Genomic DNA, 12,322 nt, shown 5'->3' on the forward strand with positions numbered 1-12,322 from the left:
CCCCCCATGCATTGAAAACGGCAACGCATCGGTGATTTTTAAAGACCAGGGAAAGCAGACCGCCATGACAACCACCGACCAATGGCCTGTCCTGATCATTGATGATGAAGAAGACATCCGCGACGTCACCGCCCTGACCCTCCAGGACGCCGGTTACCTGGTGGAAACCGCACCCGACGGGGCCGTCGGGCTCGCCCGATGTGAACAGTTCGCCCCGCGCATCGTCATCACCGACATCCGCATGCCCGGCATGGACGGCATCCAGGTGCTGGAAGCGATCAAGCGCCGCTTTCCGGATACCGAGGTCATCGTCGCCACGGCATTCGGCGAGATGGGGGTCGCCATCCGCGCCCTGCAGCTGGACGCCTCGGACTTTATCACCAAGCCTATCCACACCGAGGCCATGATGGTCGCCCTCGAACGCGCCCGCCATCGCTATTCCACCCGACGGCAGCTTAAGGACTATACCCGACAGCTGGAAAAGGGATTGACCCGTACCACCCGACAGCTGGAGGAAACCGCCGCCTTTCAGGAGCGGCTGATCGAAAGTTCAATGGATGGGATCCTGGGATGTGACCACAACGGCAAGGTCGTCACCTTCAACCGCAGCATGGAGCAGATGCTGGGGCTTGATCGCGCCGGGGTGATGCATCGGGCTACATTGGCACATTTTTTCAGCCATGCGGAATACCGCCGATTTCAGGAAGATCTGTCCGCACCCGGCCATGGCGGTGTCAATCGGCTGATGCTTTACGATACCCGCCTGTTGGATCATCAGCAACGACCGGTGCCGGTGCAGCTGTCGGCAGCTGTTTTGATGGAAGCGGCACGCGCCACCGGTCTGGTCTGTTTTTGCCGGGACCTCCGGCGCATCCATCGACTGGAACAGGAGATGGCCGATCAGGCCCGCCTGCTGCACCAGGACAAGATGATGTCCCTGGGACGCCTGGCCGCCAGCGTGGCCCATGAGATCAACAACCCGCTGGCCGGAATTCTCAACTACATCCGGCTGATGCTGCGGACCTTCGAGAAAGGCCCTGTGTCTGCTGACAAGCAGTCGCAATTCGCCCGCTATCTCGCGCTGGTCGAAACTGAGACCGACCGCTGCTCGAAAATCGTGGCCAGCCTGCTCACCTTTTCCCGCCGATCACCGGTATCGGTGGGTCCCGTGTCCGTCAACGGGATACTGGAACGAAGCATCGTTTTGGCCCGGCACAGGCTCGAACTGGGCCACGTCACGCTGGTCACCCGCATCCCGGACCACCTGCCCGACGTCAACGGGGATGCCAACCAGCTCCAGCAATGCCTGCTCAACCTGATATTCAATGCCGTGGATGCGATGCCCGACGGCGGCACCCTCACCCTTGCCGGAGCATCCGAGGAGAATCCCGGGATCGTGGTCATCCGGGTTTCGGATACCGGCATCGGCATCCGAGAGGAAGATATGGCGCACATCTTCGAACCGTTCTATACGACCAAGCAGGAAGGCCACGGCATCGGACTGGGGCTGTCCACCACATACGGGATCATCGGCAGGCACGGCGGCAGCCTGACAGCCGCCAGCCAACCGGGCCGGGGTACCACCTTCGAAATCAGGCTGCCCGTGGAGGCGGCCGTTATAAATTCTCCCGGAGGTGTGGCATGACAACGGCCAAGACACCGCCATTCAACCGTCTGAGCATCCGCTGCAGCCACTGGCTGGAAGTCATGGACGAGCTGAACATCGGTGCATTCGTGGCCGACGGCAGTCGGCGGATCACGGCAATCAATCTCAGTGCCCAGGCCCTGCTGGGGCTACGGGAGCCGGAAGTGGTCGATCGGGACTGCCGTGAAGTGTTCACGGGGGTGCCCTGCACGGTCCAATGCGTGATGCACCATCCGGACACCGCCGGAGACCAGGACCCGGACATGGAGGTCACCGACGAGGAAAACCAGCGCCACCTGATCACGCGAATGGCCACCCCCATCTTCAACCACCGGGGTGAAATCTCCGGATGCATGACCATCCTGCAGGACCACTCCCCCATCACCCAGCTCATCGACCGCCTGCACTATGAGGAGAAAAGCCTCAAAATCATCCTGGACAATCTGGATGTGGGCATCTTCACCGTCAACCGCGGCGGGTTGATCAATTTTTTCAACCGGGCCGCCGAGACCATCACGGGTTACGACCGGCATCAGGTCCTGGGCCAGTCCTGCACCATGATCTTCTCCGGCGATCAGGCTCCGGACGTCTGCCTGCTGCAAGAATCGATTGCATCTGGAGAAACCCGCAGCAGCCGCCAGGGCCGCATGACCGACAAGGACGGCGTCACCATCCCCATTCGCGCCAACTACATTGCCCTGAGAAATGAGAAAGACGTCATCATGGGCGGCCTGGCCACCTTTCACGACATGACCCTGGCCCATCAGCTGAACCGGGCCATCAGCAACCGCTATACCTTCCACGATATGATCGGTAAAGATCCTGCCATGCGTAGAATCTTCGAAATGGTTGCGGTGGTGGCTCCCAGCGATACCACCGTTCTGCTGGAAGGGGCCACGGGCACCGGCAAAGACCTGCTGGCCAAGGTGATCCATTCGGCCAGCCTGCGAGCCGCCCATCCTCTGGTGAAGGTTAACTGCGCCGCCATTCCGGAAAACCTCATCGAGTCGGAAATCTTCGGATATGTCCAAGGGGCGTTTACCGGAGCGAATCGGGATAAGCCGGGACGTTTCTCCGACGCGGAAGGGGGCACCATTTTTCTGGATGAAATCGGCGATCTGCCGCTCTCTCTGCAGGCCAAGCTGCTGCGGGTACTGGAAGACAGGGAATTCTACCCCTTGGGTTCCCGTGGCACCGTCAAGGTCGATGTGCGCATCGTTTCAGCCACCAACCGCCAGCTCAAAAACCTGGTGGACCAGGGACTGTTCCGCCAGGATCTGTTCTACCGGCTCAACGTCATGCGCATCGAGCTGCCCCCGTTGCGGGAGCGCCGGGGCGATCTGCCCCTGCTCATCCGCCATATTGCCCGCAGCCTATGCGCCGCCCGGGCCGCGGTCCCGCCGGCCATTGCCAAAACCGCCATGCAGATCCTGCTCAACTACGACTACCCGGGCAATGTCCGTGAACTGGAGAATATCCTGGAGCATGCCCTGATCCTCTGCCGCGAATCCATGATCCAGCCGGACCACCTGCCCGACTATGTCAGACAGGTTCAGCCGACCTTCTTGCCACCCAAAATTTTAGACCCACGGCAGGAATCCCACAACCGGGAACACCAGCGTATACAGGCGGCATTAATAAAAGCCGGCGGCCATCGCCATAAAACCGCACAGGCCCTTGGGATGGAACGGACCACCCTGTGGCGCAAGATGAAAAAATACGGTATCCACGGATAGTGCACCGATCCAAGTGATATGGGGGCGGCACGGGGAATGGTGTTTCCGAGCCCTTGGCGCGCATCTCTATGGAAATCCAATAAGCCCTTAATTAAACCGGCCTGCCGCTTTCAACGCGACGTATCGATGTCAAGCTCAAAGTGGATGGTCAGCCTGATGGTGATTTCACGTTTAGCCATGGAAGCGGGGATAACCGGAAAGGGCGCCGCCTGGCGCACAGCTTCCAAAGCGGCCTGCCTCAATGCGACAGATGATGTTCCCTCGATAACGTCCGCCGATGCCACCCATCCATCTGCACTTAGGGTAAAACGGACGGTCACTGCACCCTCTTCTTTGCGTTGTCTGGCCGATAGGGGATAGGACTTATGGCTGTTTATCCGGCTTCGGATGATATCGAAATAGGTCCTGGCGGCGCGTTCATCAGAGGAGGAATGGGCAGCGGGCGGCATTGCGGTTTTTTCAAAGGCAATAATTGGGGAGGGTGTCAGACCGGCCAGGTCAGGGATTCTTGAATCCAGCGGTTGCGGCTGAAGGGGGGCGGCAGACGCTTTGGCGACAGACACATCCGGAAAAATAGGTCTGGGCTCCGGTTGCGATCGTCGCTGGGGAGGCGCCTTGAGCGGTTGTTGGCGGGGCGTGGGAATGTGCCGTTTAGCGGCCTGATAGGAAGGGCTCAGACTCAACTCGATCATATGGGTGGACGCCACCGGAGAGGGATTCCCAAACAGGCGGAGTGCCAACAGATGGGCCAGAACGGAAAGCATAACCAGGGCCGTCAGCAGGCGGTTGCCGCGTGGCGGCGCATACCCGTGATCCATCGGTTAAAAGACCCTCTCGGTGGCCAGCATCATCCTGTGCGCACCGGCAGCCGTAACCACATCCATGACCCCGACTACCTGATCGACGATCACCGTCCGATCCGCTTTGACAATGACGACTGGGTCGTCTCTCTCAGCCAGCAGTGTGCGCAGACGGTTGAGCAATATCGGTAAAGATGCTTCAGCCTCCTGCAGATAGACCCGGCCGCCCTTATCGATGTGGATGATGATCTCCGGATCGATCGGGTCAACTGCGGCGTTCGCCTTGGGCAGATTGACCTTGATGCCTTCATCGGCCAGAAAATTGGTGGTCAGTAAAAAATAGATCAACAGCAGGAAAACAACATCGATCAATGATGTCAACGGGATTTGCACACCGTAGGGGGATGTCCGTTTTTTGAATCGCAACATGGCAGAACTCCGGGAAACACTCAGAGCGCCAACTGCCGCTCGGCAAGCGCTTTGATAAATGTGACGCAACCGCTTTGAAGCCGTGCTTCGAAGTCATTCACACGACCGGTCAGGTAGCTGTGGGCCAGCATGGCCGGAAGGGCTACCGCCAGACCCAGGGCCGTGGTCAGCATGGCCTCCCAGATGCCCCCCGCCAGAACGGCCGCATTGACCTTGCCGCCCATTTGCTGGATTACCATGAACGCCTTGATCATGCCGATGACCGTGCCCAGCAGGCCCAGCAGCGGTGCAATGTTGCCTACGGTGGCCAGCACCTGCAAATACCGGGAAAGATAACGCACCTCCCGGTCGGTGGCATGCACCATGACCGTTTCGAGCGTTTCCCTGTCACCACGGTTGACTTCAATGGCTTGCGCCAGAATCCGTCCGATGGGACATCGGCTCTCGATGGCCAGAACGGACGCCCGCTGATCGTCACGCGCGCTGACCAGGGCGGAGATACGATCTTCCAACCCTTTTCCACGTCGACATAAAAAGGAAAAACGGATCAATCGTTCCAGGAATATAGCGACCGCGATGACCGAGCACAGCGCAATCGGAACAACGAGAACACCGCCTTTGGCAAGGAATTCCAACATGGGATCACTCCCTTTCCGCAAAACTGCGAGTTATACGGGCGTGTTTGAAACGCCCCGATGCAGCCATTACCTGTGTTGGCCGCACATGTCACTCCCCGAGATACCCGATGCATGTCCGTGGTTGAAATGACCACCAGCCTTGAGCTTGACCCAACGACCACGACTGGATGCAGGCGCATCCATTAAAGGCGATCATTTTTTTCCGGCCGGGCAACCGGACGCTCTTCAAGATCCGGCTGCCCATCGTGGTCCAGGTCCCGTTTACGCCATACCAGTTGCTGCGCCTCATCGTAACCTTCCCAGAGGTCCGGTCGACCATCCCGGTTGGCATCTTCCTCAACCCGTGACAGTCGGCCACCGTCATAAAAATACCAGGTATCGATGACGCCGTCTTGATCGGCATCCTTCTCGGCACGGTCCGGCAGCCCTTTTTCATCGTAATACCAGATCAGGGTCATGCGGCCGGCAGGGGTGGGCGCCTCCTCGGCCTTGAAGAGCCTGGCCCTTTCATCAAAGTGCTCGACACGGTCGACGATGCCGTCCTGGTCACTATCGATGGTCTGCTTCCGCAGGACCGACTGCTGGTAATAGGCGTGCTGCTCGAAAATGGTGTCTTCGTCACTGTCTTTCTGGATAACGACAGTCCAGGGTGCCTGGTCGAAGCATTCAACGGTTTCGAAATAGCCATTGGCGTTGGTGTCTCTCTCACTGCGATAGGTTTCGTCCCGGCGATAAAAGAGCTTCAAGTCGACCTTCGAATCGCCGTCTTCGTCACACTCCATGCGAATCAGGCGATCGTCACGGTAAAACTGCCAGGTATCCACGCGGCCATTTTCGTTGGTATCGATCAGGACTTTGGCAACCCTGCCATCGGCGTCATAGACCGTGGTTTGATCGACGCGTCCATCGCGGTTACGGTCTTCGTCACGTGAGCGGATCCGACCGTCCCGGTAGCTGAGCCGTGTTTCTCTGAATCCGTCACCATCCAGATCTTCTTCCGCCAGCACAAGGGCGCCGGCTTCAAAAATCTCAACGCGATCGGCCCGCCCGACGTGCCGCCAGTCGGTTTCGATACGGGCGGGTTGGCCATGGTGGTTGAAATAGCGCGTCTGATCCATGCGGCCATCACCATTGGTGTCGGCTTCCTGCCTGACCACCTGGCCGTTGCGATAATAGGTGGTGCATTCAAAACGGCCATCCTGGTCGGCATCGTCGTGCTGGATGATTGGTTGCGATGCGCTGTATTGAATGCTGACCTCCGGATGCCCGTCCAGGTCCGTGTCCCGGGTCATGCGCACGACCTGCCCTTCAACGTAGTCGTAGACGGAATCAAGCCGGCCATCACCGGTTGTGTCCTCGCGGACGTGCAGCACTTGGTCGAGTGCGCCCAGTTCCACCTGACGCACGACCCGGTTTTGCCGGTCGATCTGCTCCATCTGTATCCGACGCCCGTCTTCAAAAACCTCACGCTGTTCAAAATGACCGTCGTGGTTGGCGTCTCTCTCGATGCGGATCATTTTATCTTGGCGGTAAATCTGAATAGCATCCATCCGGCCGTCGCCATTGGTGTCCGCCTCCAGGCAGGCGAGCCCGCCGGAATCATCATAGTAGGCGATGCGGTCGATGCGCCCGTCACCGTTCTCGTCCCGCTTTTCAATGCTGCCGCTGGCAAAACCGGTGGCGAGTCCGATGGTTCCGGCCAGAAGGATTCCGGCAATCAGGTGGCCTGGCGCGTTCATGCACAACGACTCCCTGTCAAAAGCATACCGTTAATGTGGGTGTGCGCTGGGGTGCCGAGGCGAGGATGCCTGATCGGGCACCCTCGCCCGTTTCCCGGCAATAAATTCAGAAATCAAAGCGCAGGCTGGCATACAAGGTCCTGCCGGGGGCCGGCACCTCCCCGCCTTGGACCAGGTCCCCCTGGGTAAAGAAAGCTTCCCGGGTCAGGTGTTCATTGTATTCCTTGTCAAACAGGTTTTCGACGCCCATCTCGATCTTGATGACCCGGTGCAGCGTGATGCCGCCGCGCAGGTGAAAGGTGGCGAACCCGGCGGTTTCATTCTCGGGAAAGGTTTCATCGATCCGGTCCTGGCGATCCACGAAACGTCCACCCGCCTGGGCATACCACGGAAATTCGTCGCCGGCGTCAAATCGCGCGGCAACGGTTCCCTCAAGCGGCGGGATCTCCGGCAGGTTGCGATCGTCGGTCGAATTGCGGCCCCGCACGAAGGAGGCGGTCACCGGAAAGGACCAGTGCTCGCCGGCGCGCAGTCGTAAGCTGAGCTCGGCGCCGTACAGCCTGGCATCAACGTTGCTGAAACCACGCACAACGTCCTCGACACCGTCCCCATTGACATCGAACCGGTCGATCTCTGTTTGCAGGATATAATCCTGGACCCAGTTGTGAAACAGACTGAGACTGGCTTCGACGCGCGGATAATTGAAATCGATACCCCATTCCAACTCGATCTTTTTTTCAGGATCCAGGGTGGGGTTGCCGACCAGAAATCCGCCCGGTGCGGGGGCGAAAGCGTAAAAACGTTCCGTCACCCCGGCGGGGCGTGTGGCAATGCCCCCGCCGATATGGGTAGCCACCCGGGCCATGGGTTGCCAGGACAAAACGATGTTGCCGGATCCCACCACTTCCTCCTGAGTTACGTCGGCGGCATCGGCTCCGTAAAAGTTAACGTACTGCTCACGAACCGTTTTCATCATCAGGCTGGGCGCATCAGCGGCACCGGCGTCGCTGGAAACAAAATCGATGCGACCGCCGACTCTCAGGTCCAGATCATCGGCTAGCTGTGCCTGGACCTCGGCGTATCCGCCCAGATCCCATTGCGTGACATCCGGCCAGATCCGATCGTTGAAGGTCATCCCCGACATGACGATACGGCGCGTGCGCGTCGCATCCCTGTTCAGGTGGTAAAAATCGGCGCCGGCATTCAGATTGATGCCCGATGCCATATTGAATGTGGATTTGGCGCTGCCGGAAAACGTATTTGATTCGGAAGGCGTTTCGGCTTCGAGTATCCCGCGGTTGGGCTTTTCACGGTTGCTCATCAGGTGATCGATGCTCTGGAGACCAAATGAAAAATCCATCTGTTCCAGGCTGCCGCGCTCGGGTTTGATCCGGTAACCGGTTGTATATAAAAGATAATCGGTCGCATCCATATCCATCGGCAAAGCGGGATAATCGATGTCATCTTCGCGCACATAATTGAGGGTGTTGGACCAGCGGTGGTTCTCCTTCGGCCGGATGCCTGCAGACAGGGCGGCGCTGTATTCCTCCTGGTTGGCGGGAACGACAGTGCCGTTCCCGGACGTATAATCTGAATAGCCGAGGGCCTCGACCGTCCCCTTGATGTCCAGCCATCGGTTGCCCCCCTTCACGCCGGCTTCACCGGCAACCCCGTTGCGGTTGGTTTCACCGCCCAGTTTGAACCAGCCCGCCAGTCCGGCCGGATCGTCTGGGTCGCGCGCATAGTCGGTGTCGATGACGATGCGGCCGCCGGTGCCCATCGGGCCGAGGGACACGGACGCGAGTCCCTTGATAACCTGGATCTCTTCGGGTGCATAGGAACGCACATAGGTGATCGGTGGGTCCATGCGTGCCGGGCAGGCCCCGTAGAGGGGAAGCCCATCCACCTGCGTGGTCACCCGCTCCCAGCCGAGTCCCCGGATGACGGGTTCTGTGGCACTTGCCCCGCGCCGGACCACACTGACGCCGGGCACTTGGGTCAGGGCTTCACCCTGATTGGTAAAGCGCCCCGCCTCTACGATTTCCCGGGGGACGACATTCCGGTCGACGGCTTCCCCGCTGGCCTGGACGATGATGTCATCAACAGTGAATTCCTGGGACGCCTGCTCATCGCCCGCATGAGCCACCGGCTTCACAACCACCGTCAAACAAAAGAAAATAACAGCAGCGTATACTCGCATAGTTGCCTCCATATCGATCACCTCAGGGTGTTTGCCAGAATGGGGGGCCATTATCGCTGATGCTTGCAGCCAGATGGCTGCACCGATCCCACACGGCTGGTCCGGCCTGATGAAAAGGGCTCCGTGGCGGACAGTCATCCACCTTGTACCGGCCATGCCTGGCAATGCACGCATATCCGTCAATCCAAGCGATTTTCGAATGGTGGGGGGTTATCCGGGAGGGGAATGGCGCTTATCTGGCTGAGAAACCCAGTGCACGTCCGCAGGCGTGATGATCATATGGCGTTCCGGCATCGACCGGGAGGCGGGAGGTACCGGTAAGGAGAGCAGCTCGAGGGTATAGACATGCGGCTCTTGTTGGAAACAGCAGCTGCAGGTTGAGGAGAGCATCCGGCTTTCAGCTGGATCGCCTAACGGGCAATGTGCCTTTAACGAGATGGCGGAAGAATCGGTGACCGGGCAGGTGGAAAGGAGGGAAGCCGATGTAACGGCGCAAGCTCGGTCGGACGTCGACCGGCGGGGATGATCGCCGCGTTCGGAGAGATGCACCGATCGTTGGTTGACACAGTAGGCGCAGCGGCACTTGCACTGGCTGGCGCAGCCCCCAGCCGGACATTGGCAGCTCCCTGCGATTGATCCGGGGGCGTCGCCGACACTGATCAGCAGACACAAGAGAAGAACCCAGATGATTCTGACGAGCATGTTGCGGTAATTGTGGCGCATGGTGTTGGTATTGATGGAAAGGCGGCGACTTTCCGACTCAAACGATGTTAAAAACGAGCTAAAGCGTCCATCCGGATACCACACAAGCGGTGTGACCGACGATATCACCAAGGTCAAAAAAAGGCAACTGGATCATTATTTTGAAACGCCGTAAATCCGCTCAAACCGGCAAATGACACCTTTTCAGTTCCATCCGTTTCTCTTTTACTCGTTAGCGCACCGAAGATAAGGTCGCCGGACCAGCGTCTACAGCTCAATGCGGGTTCCCAGCACTTCCAGAAACTTGGCCAGCCACTGGGGATGGGCCGGCCAGGCCGGGGCGGTGACCAGGTTGCCATCCACGTGGGCCTGGTCCACGGCGATGTCTACGAAAGTGCCCCCGGCACAGCCAACATCCGGCCCCACGGCCGGGTAGGCCGAACAGCTTTTCCCCTGGAGGACGCCGGCGGCGGCCAGCACCTGGGCACCGTGACAGACCGCGGCAATGGGCTTGTTCGCCTGGGAAAAGTGGCGTACCATCTCCAGAACCCTGGCGTTCAGCCGGATATATTCCGGAGCCCGCCCGCCTGGAATCACCAGCGCGTCGTAATCGTCGGCCTTGATCTCGTCGAAAGTGGCATTGAGGTTGAAATTGTGTCCGGGCTTTTCGCTGTAAGTCTGGTCCCCTTCAAAATCGTGGATGGCGGTGCGTACCGTTTGGCCCGCCTTTTTATCCGGACAGGCCGCATGTACGGTGTGGCCGATCATCGTCAGGGCCTGAAAGGGCACCATTGCTTCGTAGTCTTCAACGAAATCTCCCACCAGCATGAGAATTTTTTTTGCTGCCATGACTGCCTCCTTGGGTTGAATCGGTTGACCGGATTGACCGGGAAAATCCCGTCGACCTGTTCGTTTCGATTGGCGCCTCCCCGCGCAAAGCCGCGGGGTCAACGTTCGCTGTCGCGGTTCACTTCAACGGTTACATGCACCAGCTTAACGTCGGATGGAATCAGCTGTTTGTAATAATCCGGTGATTGGGGCACTTTTGCGACCACCGATACGATGGCCGCATAGATACCGGGCCCAACGGCCCACAAGTGAAGATCGATGACCCGATTATCGTCGTTTTTTCCGATGCCGTCCAGCACTTTTTGTTGGATGTCGGCCGGGGCCTGCCCATCCAGCAGCACATGACTGGTCGTCCGCAGTAGACCGATGGACCAGCGCGAAACCAGAACGGCGCCAGCAATACCCATCAGCGGGTCCATCCAGACCAGCCCGAAATACTTGGCGGCCAGCAGGGCAAAAATGGCTAGAAACGAGGTCAGCGCGTCGGCCAGAACATGCAGATAGGCGGAACGCAGGTTATGATCCAGATGATGATCATCATGGTAGCCATGGCCATGCTCGTGATGGTGTTTGTCCTTGTGATTCAGGACGAACATGGAAAGGCCGTTGACCAGCAGACCGATCACAGCCACGAAGATGGCCTGGTCATAAGCGATTGCCACCGGATTGATCAGCCGAACCCCGCTCTCCAGCGCCATCATCACCGCAAACACCGCCAGCAGCACCGCACCGGAGAATCCGCCCAACGCGTTCACCTTGCCGGTGCCGAAACTGAAGCGCGCGTTATGGGCATGACGGCGGGCGTATATGTAGGCCAAAACGTTGATCGACAATGCCGCTGCATGGGAGGCCATGTGCAGGCCGTCAGCCAGAAGGGCCATGGAACCAAAAAGGATTCCAGCGGCAAGCTCAACCACCATCATGACTGCGGTCACGGCTATGACGATGATGGTGCGGCTTTCCCCCGGCCGTTTTTGATCCTGGCCGAAACTGTGGCTGTGGTTCCAATCCGTTTCTTTATTGTTTTTCATCGATAGCGCGTTCCCCCCCCACCCGGCAACCCGGACATGTCCCGATTCCGGTATGACCTTTTCCTTGACAGTCAAACGGCATGGCCCCGATGGCAGTTGTGTATGGACACGGATGCCTGGGTTGAGCAGCGTCTGATGCACAAAGGGCCGGACCCCGCTGATCGCGGGGCCGGCCCTTCTCCCCGGAATACCGGAGCAAGCCGACGTCGTTGGGAAATGACGCTATTCCAGATGACTGATGATTGATTCGGTAAGTGAATCGTCATCTTTTTTAAAAAAAGGAATCAGTTCGGCCGCCACGTCTTTGAGCGATTTGATATTTTTTTCCTTCATCACGCCCTGAATGGTTTCCACGCCCGCTTCGATCAGCCGCAGACCTTCAGCGATCCTGATGACATCCTGTTTATCCATGATTGACTCCTTCAGTCTATAAGGCTCTTGGCCACTTTTGTATCCGTATCTGGCTAAGCTAAACACTTTGTTTCGGGGTGACAAGCACTTTTTTGAACACACGCTTCGCGCGCCTGTCCGTGGACAGGTTCAGGCACCGGGA

The 12,322-nt window shown here is 58.6% G+C and carries 10 protein-coding genes; 2 read left to right on the plus strand and 8 right to left on the minus strand.

Translation table 11 applies throughout. The features are described from left to right. Positions 1-64 precede the first annotated feature (64 nt). Together R6V78_RS12675 and R6V78_RS12680 are read left to right on the plus strand one after the other, a co-directional pair. The gene (locus R6V78_RS12675) at positions 65-1,645 is read left to right on the plus strand and encodes a response regulator (protein WP_410289729.1); all 1,581 of its coding nucleotides are present in this window, start codon (positions 65-67) and stop codon (positions 1,643-1,645) included. Next, positions 1,642-3,381, plus strand: a complete 1,740-nt coding sequence (locus tag R6V78_RS12680) for a sigma 54-interacting transcriptional regulator (protein ID WP_410289730.1) — start codon at positions 1,642-1,644, stop codon at positions 3,379-3,381. Before R6V78_RS12675 ends, R6V78_RS12680 begins: the two co-directional genes overlap by 4 nt. A gap of 110 nt (positions 3,382-3,491) precedes the next feature. On the opposite strand, the gene R6V78_RS12685 is transcribed toward R6V78_RS12680, so the two are convergent. The 8 genes from R6V78_RS12685 to R6V78_RS12720 all read right to left on the minus strand — a co-directional run bounded on the left by R6V78_RS12685 (position 3,492) and on the right by R6V78_RS12720 (position 12,180). Beyond that, positions 3,492-4,199 carry an energy transducer TonB gene (locus tag R6V78_RS12685; protein WP_410289731.1) on the minus strand — a complete coding sequence of 236 codons (708 nt, stop codon included), beginning with the start codon at positions 4,197-4,199 and terminating at the stop codon, positions 3,492-3,494. A 3-nt stretch (positions 4,200-4,202) separates the two neighbouring features. Further along, complete coding sequence (locus R6V78_RS12690) at positions 4,203-4,610, minus strand: ExbD/TolR family protein (RefSeq protein WP_410289732.1); 408 nt, start codon at positions 4,608-4,610, stop codon at positions 4,203-4,205. A 20-nt stretch (positions 4,611-4,630) separates the two neighbouring features. Then, positions 4,631-5,248 (minus strand): MotA/TolQ/ExbB proton channel family protein, encoded by a 618-nt coding sequence (locus R6V78_RS12695; protein ID WP_410289733.1) that lies wholly within the window; start codon positions 5,246-5,248, stop codon positions 4,631-4,633. A 182-nt stretch (positions 5,249-5,430) separates the two neighbouring features. Beyond that, positions 5,431-6,987 (minus strand): hypothetical protein, encoded by a 1,557-nt coding sequence (locus R6V78_RS12700; RefSeq protein ID WP_410289734.1) that lies wholly within the window; start codon positions 6,985-6,987, stop codon positions 5,431-5,433. Positions 6,988-7,093: 106 nt separating this feature from the next. Then, positions 7,094-9,187: a TonB-dependent receptor domain-containing protein gene (locus R6V78_RS12705; RefSeq protein WP_410289735.1), complete on the minus strand. Its 2,094-nt coding sequence runs from the start codon at positions 9,185-9,187 to the stop codon at positions 7,094-7,096. A gap of 969 nt (positions 9,188-10,156) precedes the next feature. After that, positions 10,157-10,738: a DJ-1/PfpI family protein gene (locus tag R6V78_RS12710; protein WP_410289736.1), complete on the minus strand. Its 582-nt coding sequence runs from the start codon at positions 10,736-10,738 to the stop codon at positions 10,157-10,159. 98 nt (positions 10,739-10,836) lie between these two features. Next, positions 10,837-11,769 carry a CDF family Co(II)/Ni(II) efflux transporter DmeF gene (gene dmeF, locus R6V78_RS12715; protein WP_410289737.1) on the minus strand — a complete coding sequence of 311 codons (933 nt, stop codon included), beginning with the start codon at positions 11,767-11,769 and terminating at the stop codon, positions 10,837-10,839. 222 nt (positions 11,770-11,991) lie between these two features. Next, complete coding sequence (locus R6V78_RS12720) at positions 11,992-12,180, minus strand: hypothetical protein (RefSeq protein ID WP_410289738.1); 189 nt, start codon at positions 12,178-12,180, stop codon at positions 11,992-11,994. Between the last annotated feature and the right edge of the window lie 142 nt (positions 12,181-12,322).

The organism is Desulfosarcina sp., from assembly GCF_046496365.1.
Taxonomy (GTDB): domain Bacteria; phylum Desulfobacterota; class Desulfobacteria; order Desulfobacterales; family Desulfosarcinaceae; genus Desulfosarcina.

Bases quoted from the DNA above. Each gene is read 5' to 3' on its own strand.
- R6V78_RS12675 (WP_410289729.1), top strand. From the start codon at position 65: ATGACAACCACCGACCAATGGCCTGTCCTGATCATTGATGATGAAGAA.
- R6V78_RS12680 (WP_410289730.1), top strand. From the start codon at position 1,642: ATGACAACGGCCAAGACACCGCCATTCAACCGTCTGAGCATCCGCTGC.
- R6V78_RS12685 (WP_410289731.1), bottom strand. From the start codon at position 4,199: ATGGATCACGGGTATGCGCCGCCACGCGGCAACCGCCTGCTGACGGCC.
- R6V78_RS12690 (WP_410289732.1), bottom strand. From the start codon at position 4,610: ATGTTGCGATTCAAAAAACGGACATCCCCCTACGGTGTGCAAATCCCG.
- R6V78_RS12695 (WP_410289733.1), bottom strand. From the start codon at position 5,248: ATGTTGGAATTCCTTGCCAAAGGCGGTGTTCTCGTTGTTCCGATTGCG.
- R6V78_RS12700 (WP_410289734.1), bottom strand. From the start codon at position 6,987: ATGAACGCGCCAGGCCACCTGATTGCCGGAATCCTTCTGGCCGGAACC.
- R6V78_RS12705 (WP_410289735.1), bottom strand. From the start codon at position 9,187: ATGCGAGTATACGCTGCTGTTATTTTCTTTTGTTTGACGGTGGTTGTG.
- R6V78_RS12710 (WP_410289736.1), bottom strand. From the start codon at position 10,738: ATGGCAGCAAAAAAAATTCTCATGCTGGTGGGAGATTTCGTTGAAGAC.
- dmeF (WP_410289737.1), bottom strand. From the start codon at position 11,769: ATGAAAAACAATAAAGAAACGGATTGGAACCACAGCCACAGTTTCGGC.
- R6V78_RS12720 (WP_410289738.1), bottom strand. From the start codon at position 12,180: ATGGATAAACAGGATGTCATCAGGATCGCTGAAGGTCTGCGGCTGATC.